The sequence below is a fragment of the Pseudoclavibacter sp. RFBG4 genome, from assembly GCF_002931515.1.
Classification (GTDB): Bacteria; Actinomycetota; Actinomycetes; order Actinomycetales; family Microbacteriaceae; genus Pseudoclavibacter.
Window position 1 is genome coordinate 25052 of the sequence record NZ_PSYC01000008.1, and the last position, 16355, is coordinate 41406.

Here is a 16355-nt window from a genome sequence, read left to right on the forward strand (position 1 = left end):
GGGGAAGCTGGTCGCATGATCGATGAAGCGCTCGTAGCGAGGATCCCGGAAGGGTGGATGCCACCTGCCCAGATGGTCGAGCGCGTGCGCAACCTCGAGCGCTTCCTGCTGGTCTCCCTGATCGCCGAGGCGAACGCCGACGTGGCCCGCGCGCAGGCAGAGCAGGCGCGCGTCTACGCGCTGGCGGCACGAACCGGGGTCGCTGAAGATGACCGAGCGGGCACCCTCGAGCAGGGGTGGGCGCTGCGGTCGTGGAAGGCGGAGATCGCGGCGGTCACGAACACCTCGAGGCAGGCCGTCGCGAGCATCATGGGCCGCTCGGTGGTTCTCACGGAGGACTTCCCGCTTGTGCACGCGGCGCTCGCGGCCGGTGAGGTGTCGATGGCGCACGCGCGCATCGTGTGCGAGGCGGGCACGATCGTCGTGCACGAAGACCCAGCGGAACAGGCCGCGCGGCGTGAGCTGCTCGTGCAGGTTGCGCTCGAGAAGGCCCGGTCGACGTCGCCGGGCAGGTTGAAGGACTTCGCGACCAAGCAGGCCGAGCGACTGACGGCCTCGTCGCTGGAGGAACGCTACGACCAGGCGATGGGGTCGCGGGCTGTGCTCGTCACGCGCGAGGCGGACGGCATGCCGTCGCTTGGCGCGCGGCACTCGCTGCCGGTGCTCACGGCGATCGACGGGCGCTTGTCCGAAATGGCGAAGTCCATCATCGCGGCGAGGGGCGGCGAATCCGACGACCCGCGAACCTTCCACCAGGTGCGGGCCGACGTGTTCGCCGAGCTGCTCCTCACCGGCGAGCTGACGTCCTGCCCGGCCGCGGCAGGCATCACCGCGAAGGCATCGGTCACGATGCCGGTGCTGACGATGCTCGACGCCAGAGCAGGCGACGGCAGCTCGCTCGAGACGACTCCCGCGCTCCTGGACGGCGTGACGCCGATCCCGATGAGCGTCGCCAAAGCCCTCGCCGCCAACGCACCGAGCTTCGAGCGCATCCTGACCCACCCGATCGCGGGAACGGTCGTCGAGGTCGACCGCTATCGGCCGACCGAGGAGATGCGTGCGTGGCTGCGCGCTCGAGACGTGCACTGCCGGTTCCCGGGGTGCCGCCTCCCCGCCGACAAATGCGACCTCGACCACACGATCCCGGCGTCCGAGGGCGGGCCGACGAGCCTCGTCAACCTCGCCGGGCTGTGTCGCTGGAACCACACGGTGAAAGGCAACACGGCCTGGCGGGTCCGCCAGCTGCCGGGCGGGGTCCTCGAGTGGACCTCGCCCAGCGGCATCGTCCTGGTCGACGCTCCTGAACCGCGCGGCGTCACCTTCGGGCCCGCGCCGGGCGGTGTGCCCGGCATCGAGGTCCCCGGGACCACCTACCGGGTGCAACCGCCGGGATCTGCGCCTGGCCCATTCTCCGGCCCGGTCGCTGGCCCAGAGGCTGACTCGGCTTCTGGCCCGGCGCCCGGCTCGGTGACTGGCCTCAGTCTCTGGCCTCGACCCTCCGCCGTTCTGACCGGCGCCGGTCGCGCTCCTTCGTCGTCGGCCCGGAGAACCCGTTGACCTCCGACAGCTCGAGCTCGGCCGTCGCCTGGATGAGCGAGAGCAGCTCGGCGTCGAGCCCCGGCGCGAACTCCTCGAGGCGCTCGTCGGCGATGGACGACGGGGCGCCGGCCGACGCTCCCTGGAAGATCTTGCCCGCCTCCGACTTGCTGTCGAGGTCGAACGAGTACTGCTTCGCCGAGTTCGGGCCGGTCGCGAAGCTCAGCCGCTGGGGCATCGACCTGCACATGGGCTCCATGTTCGGCCTCGCCAACCAGCTCGTGCTGTTCGCCGTGGCCATCGGCATCGCGGCGGCGGCGGTCGGAGTGTTCCTGCCGCTCTTGGGAATCTCGCTCGCCGCTCTCCTCGTCGCAGAAGTCGTGCTCGGCGCGGTTGCTCGACGGCGGGCAGCTGCTCACCCTTCCAGGGCTGACAGGACGGTCTCCGAGAGCTCTCGGCGCAGCTCTGGGACGCCGACGTTCAAGCGAAGGCGCGCAGGGCGGTGATCTGAGCGATAGTGCGCTCGGAGTGCTGTGTGATACGTTACCCCGACTCGAGCGACCAGATTCCAGCCCGCAGTGACCGACGGAGTTCACATGGCCAAGACGCACGCCCCCTTCTGCACGGCTTCGCAGACGAAGTCGTCGTCGGGGGAGATGCGGGTCACGGGAGGCTCGCATCGCGTCCTGGATTTCATGTGGGCGAAACATGTCTTGCACACCAGGGAAATGTTGCGGGTGTCGTATGGAGCCGTGTCTCCGTACGACAGCGATTCGAGTTCCAGTGATATGTCACATTTCACACTGGAGGTGTTTGTGGCTGTCAGCAGCCGCTTTCGTCTGTCGTTAATGTGATCGCTCTCATTTCGTCGCGAGAGCGCGACGGAGAGCAGAAGCCCTCGTCTTCGCAACGAAGACCATCAGAGAGGAAACCCCGTGAGAAACCCCGTGAAGAAAACCAGGCTCGCCGGCGTCCTAGCCCTGGCGACGACGTCGATCCTGCTGCTGAGCGCCTGCGGTGGAGGAGCAGCGCCACAGGCCGAAGGAGGCGCCAGCGGTGAACCAGCCACCGGCGGCACCGTGCACATGCTGCAGAACGCAGACTTCTCCTACCTCGACCCCGCGCGCGGATTCGACGGAGGTGTGAACGCCTTCTACCGTCTCATCTACCGAGGCCTCACGATGCAGGCAGCCGGCAACGCCGAGGACCCGAACGCGATCGTCGCCGACCTGGCGGAAGGCCTCGGCGAGCAGTCGGAAGACGGCCTCAAGTGGACCTACACGCTCAAAGAGGGCCTGAAGTTCGACAACGGCGACCCGATCACCTCCGCGGAGGTCAAATTCGGCATCTCGCGCGCCTGGGACCCCGAGATCGGCATCGGCTCCCCGTACCTCAAGCAGGTCATCGACGCACCCGAGGGGTACGAGGGGCCCTACGTCACGGGCGACCTGCCGACGATCGAGACGCCGGACGAGCAGACCATCGTCTTCAACCTCAAGGCTCCCTTCCCCGAGTTCGACAACGTTCTCGCGCAGGCCAACGCCGTCCCGTTCCCCCTTGGAACCGGCGGCGGCAGCGAGTTCATCAACGACATCATCGCGTCGGGCCCGTACACCCTCGACAGCTACACCCCCGGCACGGCGATCAAGCTCGTGCGCAACGAGAACTGGGACCCGGACACCGACGACGTGCGCGAGGCGTATCCGGACGCGTGGCAGTTCGACATCGGCCTCGACCCGGCCACCATCGACGAGCGCATGATCGCCGGGCAGTCGGCGGACGTCAACGCGATCGCCGGGGTCGTCCAGGCAGCGAGCCTCCCCCGCCTCCAGACCCCGCAGCTGCAGGAGCGCATGGTGACCTCACCCGCGTTCTGCACGACCTACATGTCCATGAACACCAGCAAGGACGTGTTCAAGGACGTCAAGGTGCGCCAGGCCATCAACTACGCCATCGACCGCTCGGCAGTGCAGAACGCGTCAGGCGGCAACCAGCTGGCAGACCCGGCAACCGCCATCATCCCGGCGGCCGTCAACGGCCACCTCGACTACGACCTGTACCCGAGCGACGACTTCGCCGGCAACACGGCAGAAGCCGAAAAGCTCCTCCAGGAGGCTGGTGTCGGCGACGGATTCTCGTTCACCCTCGACATCCGCTCGCAGCCCAAGATGCAGGCCCAGGCAGAGGCGATCCAGCAGGCACTCGCGCCGCTCGGCATCGACGTCGCCCTCAACGTCATCGACACCTCGACCTACTACGAGACGATCGGCACACCCTCGCAGCAGCACGACGCAGCGATCACCGGCTGGTGCCCCGACTGGGCGTCGAGCGCCAGCACGTTCCTGCCGCCGCTCTTCGACGGACGCAACATCACCGACAAGGGCAACTCGAACCTGGCGCAGATCAACGACCCTGCGATCAACGACCGCATCGACGAGATCAAGGCCATGACCGACCTCGACGCGGCGAACACCGCGTGGGGTGAGCTCGACAAGCAGATCATGGAACTCGCGCCCATCGCCCCGCTGGTCCTCGAGAAGGGCGTCTTCCTGCCAGGCGAGAACATCGCAGGCTACTCCCCGAGCACGAGCATGACCGACCTGACCATCGTCGGCCTCACGGACCCGTCTAGGGGCTAATCGTCATGACCTTCTCGTCGACCAACCTTGAGGTCGAGGGCACGGCAGGTGGTGATCCGGGTCTCGCTGAGACCCTGGATGCACCACCTGCCTCCGGCCGTCGGCTCGCCCGCGCGTTCTTCCGCGACTGGGGCGCCGTGCTCTCGAGCACGTACATCGTGCTCATCATCGTGATGGCGCTCGCCGCCCCGCTGCTCGTCAAGCTGAGCGGATGGGACCCGTACGCCTTCGACCAGAGCGCCATCGACCCGAACCTCGGCGGCGTGCCTCTCGGCCCCTGGGGCGGCATCAGCGCCGAGCACTGGTTCGGCGTGGAGCCCGGCAGCGGTCGCGACATCTTCGCCCGTATCGTCTACGGCGCGCAGGTGTCCATGACCATCGCGCTGTCTGCGACCGCCCTCACGAGCATCATGGGCGTCGTCTTCGGGCTGCTGGCCGGCTACTTCGGCGGGTGGGTCGACACGATCATCTCCCGCGTCATGGAGTTCCTCATGGCGTTCCCGGCCCTCATCTTCATGATCGCCGTCCTGTCCGCGCTTCCCGCAGACAATCGGCAGCTGCTGCTCGTCCTCGTCATCTCGGTCTTCGGCTGGCCGTACCTGGCCCGCATCGTGCGGGGCCAGACGATGTCGATCAAGCAGCGGGAGTACGTCGAGTCGGCGAAGGCATCCGGCGCGTCGAGCCTGCAGATCATCTTCAGGGAGATCCTGCCGAACCTGCGCTCGACGATCATCGTCATGACGACGCTCGCGATCCCGGGCTACGTGGGCACCGAGGCCGGCCTGTCCTTCCTCGGCGTCGGCGTCGTGCCGCCGACGCCCTCCTGGGGGCAGATGATCGCGAGCTCCGTCGGCTGGTACGCCGTCGACCCCATGTACTTCCTCATCCCCGGCGTGTTCCTGTTCCTGCTCGTGCTCTCGTTCACGGTGCTCGGCGACCGGATCAAGAAGCTCGCCGAGTCGGGGGAGGCCCGCTCATGACCCGCTACGCCATCAATCGCCTGCTCGGCATGATCCTCGTGCTGTTCCTCGTGAGCCTGTTCACGTTCATCGTGTTCTTCGTGCTCTCGCCCGACCCTGCCGTGCAGATCTGCGGCAAGAACTGCACCCCGGAGCGCATCGATCAGATCCGCGAGAACCTCGGCCTCGACCTGCCGTTCTGGACGCAGTTCTGGACCTTCCTCGGCGGGCTCGTGTTCGGTCGCACCTACGAGGCGAGCGGCTCCGTCATCGAATGCGCCGCGCCGTGCCTCGGCTACTCGTTCCAGTCGAGCCAGCCGGTCACCGAGATGATCATGCAGCGTCTGCCCGTCTCGGCCACCGTCGCGATCGGCGCCGCCGTGCTCTGGCTCCTCGCCGGCGTGATGGGCGGCGTGATCAGCGCCGTCAAGGAGGGGAAGTTCGCGGACCGCTTCATCACGGGCCTCACGCTCGGCGGGATGTCCATCCCGAACTACGTGCTCGCGCTCGTGCTGCAGTTCGTGCTCGTCGTCTCGCTTGGCTGGCTGCCGTTTCCGCAGGCCGTGCCGTTCCTCGACAATCCGGTGCAGTGGTTCCTGAACTTCATCATGCCCTGGGTGGTGCTCTCCATCGGCTACGCGGCCACGTACACGCGCCTCACCCGCGCGAACGTGATCGACACGCTGCAGGAGAACTACGTGCGCACGGCGAAGGCGAAGGGCCTGCGGCCCAGCCTCGTCTGGCGCAGGCATGCGCTGCGACCCGCGCTCACGCCGATCGTCACGATCTTCGGGATGGACTTCGCCGGCCTCCTCGGCGGCGCGCTCATCACGGAGACGGTCTTCGGCATCAACGGTGTCGGCAAGCTCGCCGCCGACTCGATCACGAAGAACGATCAGCCCGTCATCATGGGCGTCACCCTGCTGGCGGCATTCCTCGTCGTCGTCGGCAACATGGTCGTCGACCTCATGTACTCCGTCATCGACCCTCGGGTCAGAGTTGGAGCATCGAAATGAACGCACTCGTATCCTCATCCGCGGGCATGGCGGACGCCCCTGGCCCGCTCCTCAGCGTGCGTGACCTCACCGTGTCCTTCGAGACCGCCGAGGGCAGGACCGACGTGGTCAAGGGCATCGACTTCGACGTGCCGAGGGGCGGGGCGCTCGGCATCGTCGGCGAATCCGGTTCGGGGAAGTCGATGACGAGCCTCGCCATCATGAGCCTCCTCCCGAAGGGCGCTGCGCGTTCGGGGTCGCTGGTCTTCGACGGGCAGGAGCTGAGCACGCTCCGCGAGCCCGCCATGCGGGCCATCCGCGGCGATCGCATCGCGATGATCTTCCAGGACCCGCTGTCGTCGCTCAACCCGTACTACACCGTGGGCACGCAGATCGCGGAGGCGTACCGCTCGCACCGCACCGGGGTCGGCCGGAAGGAGGCGAGGAAGGTCGCCATCGAGGCGATGGAGCGCGTCCACATCCGCGACGCCGCCCGCCGAGTCGACCACTACCCTCACCAGTTCTCCGGCGGCATGCGACAGCGCGTCATGATCGCCATGGCGCTGAGCATGGAACCGGATCTGATCATCGCCGACGAGCCGACCACCGCGCTGGATGTGACGGTCCAGGCGCAGATCCTCGACCTCCTCACGGAGATCAGGAAGGAGACGGGAGCCGGCATGATCCTCATCACCCACGACCTCGCCGTGGTGAGCGAGGTCGCCGACCAGATCGTCGTCATGCAGCGCGGCGAGCTCGTCGAATCGGGCAGCGTCGAGCAGATCTTCACCGACCCACAGGAGCCGTACACGCGACTGCTGCTGGATGCGGTGCCGCGCATCGACGATGAGATCGGCCTGCTGCGCACCACGACCGTGCCGGTGCAGACCATGCGCCAGGAGGAGACCCGATGAACGAGACGCAACCGCTCCTGCGAGCTCAGCACCTCGTGCGCGAGTTCAGCACGGAGGGCAGCGGCGGTCTGTTCTCGAAGAGCAGGAGCTTCCGCGCCGTCGACGACGTGTCGCTCGAGGTGCACCAGGGCGAGACGCTGGCGCTCGTCGGCGAGTCCGGCTCTGGCAAGTCGACGACGGCGCGGCTCGTCGCGCGCCTCATGGATGTCACGAGCGGAACCGTCGAGTTCCAAGGGCAGGACGTGAGCTCCATCAAGGGCAAGGAGCTGCACGCCTTCCGGGGCGAGGTCCAGGTCGTCTTCCAGGACCCGTTCTCGTCGCTCAACCCGCGCCACACGGTCGAGCGCATCATCACGGCGCCGCTCGTCTACCAGAGGCGTGAGATCCCCGGAGGAGCGAGGAGCTTCGCAAGGGGGCTCATGGAGCGGGTCGGCCTGAATCCGGACCATTCCGGGCGCTATGCAGCGCAGTTCTCGGGTGGGCAGGCGCAGCGCATCGGCATCGCGCGTGCGCTCGCGGTCGGCCCGAAGCTCGTGATCTGCGACGAGGCCGTCTCGGCGCTCGACGTGTCCGTGCAGGCTCAGGTGATCAATCTGCTCCGCCAGCTGCAGGAGGAGGAGGGCTTCAGCTACCTCTTCATCGCGCACGACCTCGCCGTGGTGCGGCAGATCGCGACGCGGGTGGCGGTCATGAGCGAAGGGCGCATCGTGGAGATCGGGGAGCGCGACCAGGTGTTCGAGCGACCGACGCACGAGTACACGCGCACGCTCCTGGACGCCGTGCCGCGCATCAACCCCGAATGGGATGCGCTGCGGAAGAAGAACGAGCGGGCCCGCCGCCGCAGGGAACGAGAAGAGCAGGAGGAGTCAGCGTGAGTGAAGTCGTCGAGTACTCGATGCCGGGCATGTGGGTGCGCGAGCGGAGCATCCGGGTGCCCCTTGACTGGTGGGACCCTGAGTCGGCCGAGATCTCGCTGTTCGTGCGCGAGCTCGTCGACCCTGATCGGAAGCGCGATGAGCTGCCGCTCCTGACCTACCTGCAGGGCGGCCCCGGCGGGTCGAACCCGCGGCCGGTCGAGGCATCCGGCTGGATCCGCGAGGCGCTCCAGGACTACCGGCTGGTGCTCGTCGACCAGCGAGGCACCGGGCGAAGCACCCCCGTCGATGCGCACACCGTTGCGGGTCTCGGCGACGGTGCTCGTGGCGCGGATTACCTCTCTCGCTTCCGGGCCGACTCCATCGTGCGCGATCTCGAGCACGTTCGCGCGGCGCTGTACGGCGGCGCCCGGTGGGCGACGCTCGCGCAGAGCTACGGGGGATGGCTGACGCTCGCCTACCTCTCGCACGCACCGGCGGCCATCGCGGCGAGCTACGTCTGCGGGGGCATCCCCGGCACGCCGCCCGACGCGGCAGAGGTGTACCGACGCACCTTCACCCGCGTCGAGCAGAAGAACGCCGAGTTCGCGAGGCGCTACCCGCAGGACGTCGCGATCGTGTCGGCGATCGCCGACCGCCTCGCCGACGACGACGTGCGCCTGCCGGACGGCGACCGGCTCACCGTGCAGCGCTTCCAGTCGCTCGGCCTCGACTTCGGCATGAAGCCGGGCTTCGAGCGCATGCACTGGCTGCTCGAGGACGCCATCACACCGGACGGACGCCTCAGCGAGCCGTTCCTGGCGCAGGTGCTCACGCGCACGTCGAGCGCCAGCAACCCGCTGTTCTGGACGCTCCAGGAGTCGATCTACGGCGACGAGCGCAGCGGCGCCACGAACTGGGCGGCGCAGCGCGAGCGTGAGCGCCGACCCCAGTTCGACGCTGAGCGACGGCCGCTGCTGTTCACGGGGGAGATGGCGTTCCCCTGGATGTTCGACGAGGTGCGACTGCTGCGCGGCTTCCGCGACGCCGTGCACGAGCTCGCCAGCCGGGAGGAATGGAGCGCCCTCTACGACTTCGATGCGCTCGCCGCCAACGAGGTGCCGGTCGCCGCCGCCGTGTACTTCGACGACATGTACGTGGATGCTCAGCTGCAGCTCGACACGCTCACCCGCGTCGGCAACTCCACCAGCTGGGTCACCAATGAGTTCGAGCATGACGGGATCGGCTCGGGGCGCACCTTCACGCGCCTGAGGGAGCTGGTCCGCGACCGAGGAGGAGAGCGACGATGAACGCAGGACACACCCACGGAGACTCCGCGACCACCGCGCGGCCGCCCTATGCGGGGACCAGGTACCCGAAGCTCGCGAACATCCCGGCCTTCACCGAGTTCATCGCGCGTGACTGGCAGGACGTTGATGCGCCGATCGCGTTGACACCCGGCGCTGCCGCAGCTGCAGCCGCCCACCGCGCACGGCTCAGCGCGCGCTTCGCCGGCTCGGCGCTGGTCGTGTCGAGCGGTACGGCTCCCGTTCGGAACGACGACTGCAACTACGGGTTCCGCGCCAACAGCGACTTCGTGTGGCTGACCGGCTGCCAGGTCGAGGGGGCGACCCTCGTGCTGCATCCCGTGCCAGGTGGCCACGACGCGACGCTGTACCTGCCCGCACCGTTCCGCCCCGGAGAGGCGGGGTTCTTCAGCGACGCGAACCACGGCGAGCTCTGGGTCGGAGCCTCCCCCGGGGTGGCGCAGTGGGCCGAAGCGCTCGACCTCGACGTGAAGCCCGTCCAGGAGCTGGCCGGCGTGCGCATCGAGCGGGGTGGCCTCGCGAGCGCCTCGGTGCCGCCTTCGGTCCTCGACGCCTTCTCGCTCCTCAGGTCGCCCGAGCTCGACCGTGAGCTCTCCAACCTCCGCATGGTGAAGGACGAGTGGGAGATCGCGCAGCTTCGGCGCGCGGTCGATGACACGGTCTCGGGCTTCGCGGCGGTCGTCGCCGAGGTCCCTCGTGCGATCACCGACGGGCTCGGCGAGCGCTGGCTGCAGGGCACCTTCGACCGCCACGCCCGAACCTTCGGCAATGGGCCCGGGTACTCGACCATCGTCGGCTCCGGACCCCACGCGCCCATCCTCCACTGGGTGCGCTGCGATGGTCCCGTGCTGCCGGATGCAGCGCTGCTGCTCGATATGGGAGTCGAGACGAACTCGCTGTACACGGCCGATGTGACCCGCACGATCCCCGCGAGCGGAACGTTCTCCGCCGAGCAGCGCGCGGCGCACGATCTCGTCGAGAAGGCGCACCGGGCTGGCATGGCGCAGATCCGGCCAGGAACGCCATACCTGGACTTCCACTTCGCGGCGATGGAGGTCATCGCCCAGGGGCTGCACGACTGGGGCATGCTCCCCGTCTCCGTGGACGAGGCGCTCTCGCCAGCGGGGCAGCAGCACCGCCGCTACCTCGCCTGCGGCGTCGGGCATCACCTCGGCCTCGACGTGCACGACTGCAGCCACTCCGCGTACGAGGAGTACATGGGGGCTGACCTCGAGGCTGGCGTCGTGATGACGGTCGAGCCCGGCCTCTACTTCCACGCGAACGACGCGACGGTGCCGCCGGAGCTGCGTGGCATCGGAGTGCGGCTCGAGGACGACCTGCTGGTGACGGCGGACGGCCACGAGGTGCTCTCGGCTGCCCTCCCGATCGACGCCGACGGGGTGGAACGCTGGACCCGCGCCCGCCTGGGCCTCTCGAGCGGAACGGCATGACGCACCCCGACACCCGCATCCGGCCCCTCGCCTCGCCGTTCGGCCTCGAGGACGTGCACCTCGACGACAAGAGCGTCTACGCGCGAGCCCGCGACGAGATGCTGCACCTGGCACGGGTCTACCCGGTCGATCGACTCCTGGCAGTCTTCCGCGCCAATGCCGGCATCGACACCCGCGGTGCCGCGGCCCCTGGAACGTGGGAGGACTTCGGCCACCCGCTCGAGGAAGCCTGGGGTGAGGCCGACTACCCGGGCCGTGAGCGTGCGCAGACCGCCAACCTGCTGCGCGGCCACTATGCGGGCCACTTCCTCTCGATGCTGTCGCTCGCCTACGCCGGAGAGCGGGACCCTGCGCTCCTCGCCAAGGTGGATGCGTTCGTCGCAGGTCTCGCCGAGGTGCAGGAGGCGCTCGCCGCGTCGGGCCGCTCCTCGCATCCGGGGTTCCTCGCCGCGTACGGGGAGTGGCAGTTCTCCCGCCTCGAGTCGTTCGCCCCGTACGGCGAGATCTGGGCCCCGTACTACACGTGCCACAAGATCATGGCGGGGCTCCTCGACGCGCACGAACTGGCCGGCAGTGCCCAAGCGCTCGAGATCGCCACGCGCATGGGCCATTGGGTGCATGCCCGGCTCAGCCGTCTCGCCCCGGAGCAGCGGCAGCGCATGTGGTCGCTCTACATCGCGGGCGAGTTCGGGGGCATGAACGAGACCATGGCCCGGCTGAGCGCCGTCGCCAGTGAGCCGACCTTCCTCGAGACCGCTCGCTTCTTCGACATGGACACCCTCATCGACGCGGGCGTGGCCGGCGATGACATCCTCACGAAGATGCACGCGAACCAGCACCTCCCGCAGCTCGTGGGCTACCTCCACGAGTACGAGCTGACGGGAGAGCGTCGCTATCTCGACGCGGTGCTCGGCCTGTGGGACCAGATCGTGCCAGGGCGGATGTTCGCCCACGGCGGCACTGGGGAGAGCGAGCTGTGGGGACCGCCTGAGACCGTCGCCGGCAACATCGGGCAGCGCAACGCCGAGACCTGCGCCACCTACAACCTCCTGAAGATCGCACGCCTCCTCTTCCAGCACACCCTCGACCCTCGGTTCTTCGACTACGCGGAGCGCGCGGTCCTGAACCATGTGCTCGGCTCTCGCCGCGCCGTGGACTCGGACACGAGCCCCGAGGTGACGTACATGTTCCCCGTGCATCCCGGCGCTCTGCGCGAGTACGACAACGTCGGCACCTGCTGTGGTGGCACGGGGCTCGAGAACCACGTCAAGTACCAGGATTCGATCTTCTTCACGGCAGGGCACGAGCTCTGGATCACCCTGCACACGGCTTCGACGCTCGAGTGGCGCGAGGCGGGGCTCCGGGTGCGGCTCAGCACGGAACTCCCGGTCTCGGGCGAGTTCGCCCTCACCTTCGAGGCGCTGACACACGGAGAGAGCGGCGCGGCCGTCGGGGCCGAGAGGGCGGTGCATGTGCGCATCCCGAGCTGGACCGCCGGCCCGGTCGACGTGCTCCTCAACGGACGGCGTCTCGACGTGGCTGCGCTGCCGGGCACGTTCGCCACGATCCGCCGCGAGTTCCGGCCCGGTGACGTGATCTCGCTGCGCCTGCCGATGGCCCTGACCTCGACGCCCACGATCGACGACTCCCGGCTCCACCACCTGCAGCTCGGTCCGACAGTGCTGCTCGCGAGATCGGAGGCGACGACGTCGCTGCAGCTCGGTCTGCTCGGCAGGCGCCTCCTCGATGGCACGCTCCGTCCCGACGCCGACGCCGACGCCGACGCCGACGCTGGCCTGACTCGCTTCGCCGATGTCGACTTCGAACCCAGCTGGTCCGGCGCCGACTCGCGGTTCCACATGTACGTGCGCGCCGTCGACGAACGCATCGCGTTCGCCGGGCATGACAGCGGTGTCCCGAACCGTGCTGATGCGTCTGGGGAGACCTTCCTCGAAGCGCTCTGGCGGAGGGGCCCGTTCTCCGAGCGAGCCGAGTTCCTCAGGTCCGTCTTCGAGACGGCGACAGCCGTGCGCGGAAAGGGGCTGCTCTCCCGCCCAGAGCTCGAGGTCGTGCTCCGCACCGCGGGCGCGGCGGACGTCGCGGCTGACGGGAGACAGCGGACCTCGACCGTGGCGACCGTCGAGACCACGGACTCGGCGGGCATGAGCCACCTCGGCGCACACGACGTCGAGACGGTGGTCGACGGCATCCCCGTGACTCGCACGCACTGGACGATCGGCGACGCGGCACAGGATTCGGCCATGCCGCCAGCTGTGCATATCGGCGTCGACCTCGAACCCGCCCCGTCCGGCTGGTTCACGCGGGTCCCCGTGGTCACCGTGGAGGCGGTCCTCCTCGATGCGAGCACGGGCGGGACCGGCGACCTCGCCTCCGGCGAGATCCGCATCGAGGTGCGGGTCGACGACGCTGACTGGCGCCCCTACGAGCAGCCGTTCGAGCTCGACGCGGAAGGCGTGCACGCGGTCGCGGCGAGAGCCACGGGCGGCGACGGGCAGATCGGCTACGCGAGCCGCGAGCTGAGCGTCGACACGAGCGCGCCTGAGGTCGAGGTCCGGCTGCGGGAGCTCGGCAGCAGCGTCGAGGTCACCTTCCTCGCCGACGACCAGGTCTCCGGGGTCGAGCGCATCCAGTGGGAGGGGCCTGGCACCTTCTGGGGCACCTTCCAGGAGGCGTTCGTCAGGGCGCTCACCGACCGGGAGCAGGTGCTCGAGTACGCGGCCACCGACCGGGCGGGCAACGAAGGGCCGCGCCAGCAGCTCGTCCTCCCAGCTGCGGGTGCATCCCGAGGCGGCGACGCGTGAGCGCGCGCCCCGCCCCGCTCACCCAGGTGCGCATCGATGATGCGTTCTGGACACCGCGCATCCAGCAGGTGCGGGAGGTCATGCTCCCGCACATGCTCGCCCAGTTCGGCAGTGTCGGGCACCTCGAGGCGCTCAGTGGCACCTGGTCCAGGGAGGGCTCGCCCCACATCTTCTGGGACAGCGACATCGGCAAGTGGATCGAAGCGGCCAGCAACGTGCTCGCCACCGGCCCCGACGCAGCTCTCGCAGCCCAGATCGAGGAGCTCGTCGACCTGCTCGAAGGCGCGCAGCAACCAGATGGATACCTGAACTCGTTCTTCACGACCACGGCTCCCGAGCTGCGCTTCACCGACCTGCGGGACTCGCACGAGCTGTACTGCGCGGGCCACCTCATCGAAGGGGCGGTCGCGTACGCACAGGCCACCGGTCGCGAACGGCTGCTCGGCATCGTCATTCGCTACGCCGACCTCATCGGCCGCACCTTCGGCCCGGACGAGGGCCAGATCCGTGGCTACGACGGGCACCAGGAGATCGAACTGGCGCTCGTGAAGCTCTGGCGCCATACCGGCGAGCACCGGTTCCTCGACCTGGCCCGCTTCTTCGTCGACGAGCGAGGGGCCGAGCCCTCCTTCTTCGACCTGGAGGTGGCCGCACGCGGCGGTCCTGGGCACTTCGGCCTCGGCTTCCCCGGCACGAAGACCGAGCTCGAGACCAACCACGAGTACTTCCAATCGCACGCCCCCATCCGGCAGCAGACCGCGGTCGTCGGCCACGCCGTGCGCGCCATGTACTTCTTGAGCGCAGTCGCCGACCTCGCGCTCGCGGACCGCGACGAGTCGCTGGCCGCCGTGAACCGCGAGCTGTGGGAGACGGTCACGTCGAGGCGCATGTACGTCACGGGCGGCCTCGGCTCCTCCGCCGAGAATGAGGGGTTCACCAGCGACTTCGACCTGCCGAACCTGACGTCGTACGCCGAGACGTGCGCGGCCATCGGGCTTGTGCTCTGGGCGGAGCGAAACGCCCGCCTCGACCTCGACTCCGGGTACTTCGACATCGCCGAGCGCGCCCTCTACAACGCGGTCCTCGCCGGTGTCAGCGCCGACGGCTCCGACTTCTTCTACGACAACCCGCTCGCGAGCGATGGCAGCCGCGTGCGCTCCAGCTGGTTCGGGGTCGCCTGCTGTCCGCCGAACCTCGCCAGGCTCCTGACCTCGCTCGGCGGCTTCGTCTACAGCGTCGGGAACGCGGATGCCGACGGGGTGGAGGTCATCACGGTCAACCTGTTCGTCGGGAGCTCCCTGCGCTTCGAATCCGGAGGTGCGAGCGTCGAGCTGCGGCAGCGCAGCGAGCTGCCCTGGGAGGGGCGGGCGAGCTTCGAGGTGCGCATCGAGGGTGCGGATGCGCTCGATTTCGAGCTGCGTCTGCGCGTGCCCGACTGGGCGGACGAACTGCAGATCAGCGCCGGCGCAGCACCCGTCCCCTTCGAACTGCGCTGCGGACACGCCATCATCCGGCGTCGGTTCTCCGACGGAGACCGACTCGAGGTACACGTTCCGTTCGCCGCGCGCCTCGAGCGGGCTGACCCGAGGGTGGAGGCTGCGGCGGGGAGGGTCGCGATCGTCCGCGGCCCGCTCGTCTATGCGGCCGAGGCGACGGACAACGTGCATCCACTGGACGACGTTCCGGTGCCGATGGCGAGCCCACTCGAGGCGCACGACGGCAGGGTGCACCCGAGCGGGCCCGTGACGATCCTCACCGCCGACCTCGATGCGGACACGACGCTCACGCTTGTCCCTTACTTCTCCTGGGGCAACCGCGCGCCGGGCGAGATGCGCGTGTGGCTCCCGGCGTCTAGTTCGTCGTCGGCCCGTAGAACCCGTTGACCTCCGACAGCTCGAGCTCGGCCGTCGCCTGGATGAGCGCGAGCAGCTCGGCGTCGAGCCCCGGCGCGAACTCCTCGAGGCGCTCGTCGGCGATGAACGACGGGGCGCCGGCCGGCGCCTGCTCGGAGGCGTCCAGCGTCGTCCCGTCGTTCGAGGGCGACGCTCCCTGGAAGATCCTGCCCGCCTCCGACTTGCCGTCGAGGTCGAACGAGTACTGCTTGCTCTGCAAGCCCAGGTCGAGGAGCTCCTTCACCTCGGGGAACGCCTCGGCGTTCGTCTTGGGGATGGGCAGCAGCGACTTCCAGCTCACGCCGAGCGATTCCAGGGCTCGCGCGTAGGCGTTCTCGTGGGCCTGGTCGCGCACGATGAGGTAGGCGATCGTGCCGCGCGCCGTCGGGTTGTCGGTCATCTCGTAGATGCGGCACTTCTGCAGGCGCCCCGTCGACTCGAGCATGAGGTTGTACAGCAGGTCGAGGGGCAGGTTGCCCGAGTTGTACACGTAGCTGCCGCTCCACGGGTTGCCGGCCGCGTCCACCGGCAGCGCACCCTGCGCCCCCACGAGATAGTGGTGGATGTTGCTCGTGTCGAGCGCGATCTTCAGCGGCGTCGCGCCGCCGGCGCCCGGCTTGTCGACGGGGTCGGTGAGCTTGCCCGTGTACTCGGGGGAGCCGTCGAGGAGGCGCGAGATCGTCGTCCCGATGAGCTCGACGTGGCTGATCTCCTCCGTGCCGATGCCCTGGATGAGGTCGCGGTAGGGCTTCGCGGTGGGGCCGCGGAAGTTCATCGCCTGGAAGAGGTACTGCATCATGGTGCGCATCTCGCCGAACTGCCCACCGAGCCCCTCCTGGAGGGCGTTCGCCGCTGCGGGGTCTGGCTCGCCGTCGGCGATGTCATTGATCCAGGTCTGTGCGTGGAAGTACATGGGTGTCTCCTCGTCATCGTTCCGGGCCGACACGGACGCGCCGGTTCCTCAA

12 protein-coding genes and 1 pseudogene are annotated in these 16355 nt (G+C 68.7%); 11 read left to right on the plus strand and 2 right to left on the minus strand.

What is annotated here, in order from left to right:
• Positions 1–15 precede the first annotated feature (15 nt).
• On the plus strand, positions 16–1557 hold the full coding sequence (locus tag C5E10_RS02275) for an HNH endonuclease signature motif containing protein (RefSeq protein WP_104330255.1): 1542 nt from the start codon (positions 16–18) through the stop codon (positions 1555–1557).
• On the opposite strand, the pseudogene C5E10_RS19340 reads toward C5E10_RS02275, so the two are convergent.
• A pseudogene (locus C5E10_RS19340) lies at positions 1478–1735 on the minus strand (hypothetical protein); the annotation flags it as partial. The gene C5E10_RS02275 and the pseudogene C5E10_RS19340 sit on opposite strands and share 80 nt — an antisense overlap.
• Between C5E10_RS19340 and C5E10_RS02280 the strand changes: the two are divergent.
• From C5E10_RS02280 to C5E10_RS02330, 10 genes are all read left to right on the plus strand, one after another.
• Positions 1650–2042, plus strand: a complete 393-nt coding sequence (locus tag C5E10_RS02280) for a PepSY domain-containing protein (protein ID WP_258070968.1) — start codon at positions 1650–1652, stop codon at positions 2040–2042. The pseudogene C5E10_RS19340 and the gene C5E10_RS02280 sit on opposite strands and share 86 nt — an antisense overlap.
• A gap of 441 nt (positions 2043–2483) precedes the next feature.
• Positions 2484–4175, plus strand: coding sequence for an ABC transporter substrate-binding protein (locus tag C5E10_RS02290; protein ID WP_104330257.1), 1692 nt, complete (start codon positions 2484–2486; stop codon positions 4173–4175).
• A 5-nt stretch (positions 4176–4180) separates the two neighbouring features.
• The gene (locus C5E10_RS02295) at positions 4181–5155 is read left to right on the plus strand and encodes an ABC transporter permease (protein WP_104330258.1); all 975 of its coding nucleotides are present in this window, start codon (positions 4181–4183) and stop codon (positions 5153–5155) included.
• Positions 5152–6150, plus strand: a complete 999-nt coding sequence (locus C5E10_RS02300; protein ID WP_104330259.1) for an ABC transporter permease — start codon at positions 5152–5154, stop codon at positions 6148–6150. Before C5E10_RS02295 ends, C5E10_RS02300 begins: the two co-directional genes overlap by 4 nt.
• On the plus strand, positions 6147–7043 hold the full coding sequence (locus C5E10_RS02305; protein ID WP_258070969.1) for an ABC transporter ATP-binding protein: 897 nt from the start codon (positions 6147–6149) through the stop codon (positions 7041–7043). The genes C5E10_RS02300 and C5E10_RS02305 overlap by 4 nt, the downstream gene beginning before the upstream one ends.
• A complete protein-coding gene (locus tag C5E10_RS02310) occupies positions 7040–7918 on the plus strand; it encodes an ATP-binding cassette domain-containing protein (RefSeq protein WP_104330261.1) in 879 nt (292 codons plus the stop codon). The genes C5E10_RS02305 and C5E10_RS02310 overlap by 4 nt, the downstream gene beginning before the upstream one ends.
• A gap of 20 nt (positions 7919–7938) precedes the next feature.
• The gene (locus C5E10_RS02315; RefSeq protein WP_104330318.1) at positions 7939–9207 is read left to right on the plus strand and encodes an alpha/beta fold hydrolase; all 1269 of its coding nucleotides are present in this window, start codon (positions 7939–7941) and stop codon (positions 9205–9207) included.
• A complete protein-coding gene (locus C5E10_RS02320; RefSeq protein ID WP_104330262.1) occupies positions 9204–10676 on the plus strand; it encodes an aminopeptidase P family protein in 1473 nt (490 codons plus the stop codon). Before C5E10_RS02315 ends, C5E10_RS02320 begins: the two co-directional genes overlap by 4 nt.
• Positions 10673–13498, plus strand: coding sequence for a beta-L-arabinofuranosidase domain-containing protein (locus C5E10_RS02325; RefSeq protein ID WP_104330263.1), 2826 nt, complete (start codon positions 10673–10675; stop codon positions 13496–13498). The genes C5E10_RS02320 and C5E10_RS02325 overlap by 4 nt, the downstream gene beginning before the upstream one ends.
• Complete coding sequence (locus tag C5E10_RS02330; RefSeq protein WP_181062599.1) at positions 13495–15381, plus strand: glycoside hydrolase family 127 protein; 1887 nt, start codon at positions 13495–13497, stop codon at positions 15379–15381. Before C5E10_RS02325 ends, C5E10_RS02330 begins: the two co-directional genes overlap by 4 nt.
• Here the strand turns inward: C5E10_RS02330 and C5E10_RS02335 are convergent.
• Positions 15350–16303 (minus strand): manganese catalase family protein, encoded by a 954-nt coding sequence (locus C5E10_RS02335; RefSeq protein WP_104330265.1) that lies wholly within the window; start codon positions 16301–16303, stop codon positions 15350–15352. The genes C5E10_RS02330 and C5E10_RS02335 overlap by 32 nt on opposite strands.
• Positions 16304–16355 lie beyond the last annotated feature (52 nt).

Coding starts and splice junctions, on each gene's coding strand:
- C5E10_RS02275 (WP_104330255.1), top strand. CDS start 16: ATGATCGATGAAGCGCTCGTAGCGAGGATCCCGGAAGGGTGGATGCCA.
- C5E10_RS02280 (WP_258070968.1), top strand. CDS start 1,650: ATGGACGACGGGGCGCCGGCCGACGCTCCCTGGAAGATCTTGCCCGCC.
- C5E10_RS02295 (WP_104330258.1), top strand. CDS start 4,181: ATGACCTTCTCGTCGACCAACCTTGAGGTCGAGGGCACGGCAGGTGGT.
- C5E10_RS02300 (WP_104330259.1), top strand. CDS start 5,152: ATGACCCGCTACGCCATCAATCGCCTGCTCGGCATGATCCTCGTGCTG.
- C5E10_RS02305 (WP_258070969.1), top strand. CDS start 6,147: ATGAACGCACTCGTATCCTCATCCGCGGGCATGGCGGACGCCCCTGGC.
- C5E10_RS02310 (WP_104330261.1), top strand. CDS start 7,040: ATGAACGAGACGCAACCGCTCCTGCGAGCTCAGCACCTCGTGCGCGAG.
- C5E10_RS02315 (WP_104330318.1), top strand. CDS start 7,939: ATGCCGGGCATGTGGGTGCGCGAGCGGAGCATCCGGGTGCCCCTTGAC.
- C5E10_RS02320 (WP_104330262.1), top strand. CDS start 9,204: ATGAACGCAGGACACACCCACGGAGACTCCGCGACCACCGCGCGGCCG.
- C5E10_RS02325 (WP_104330263.1), top strand. CDS start 10,673: ATGACGCACCCCGACACCCGCATCCGGCCCCTCGCCTCGCCGTTCGGC.
- C5E10_RS02335 (WP_104330265.1), bottom strand. CDS start 16,303: ATGTACTTCCACGCACAGACCTGGATCAATGACATCGCCGACGGCGAG.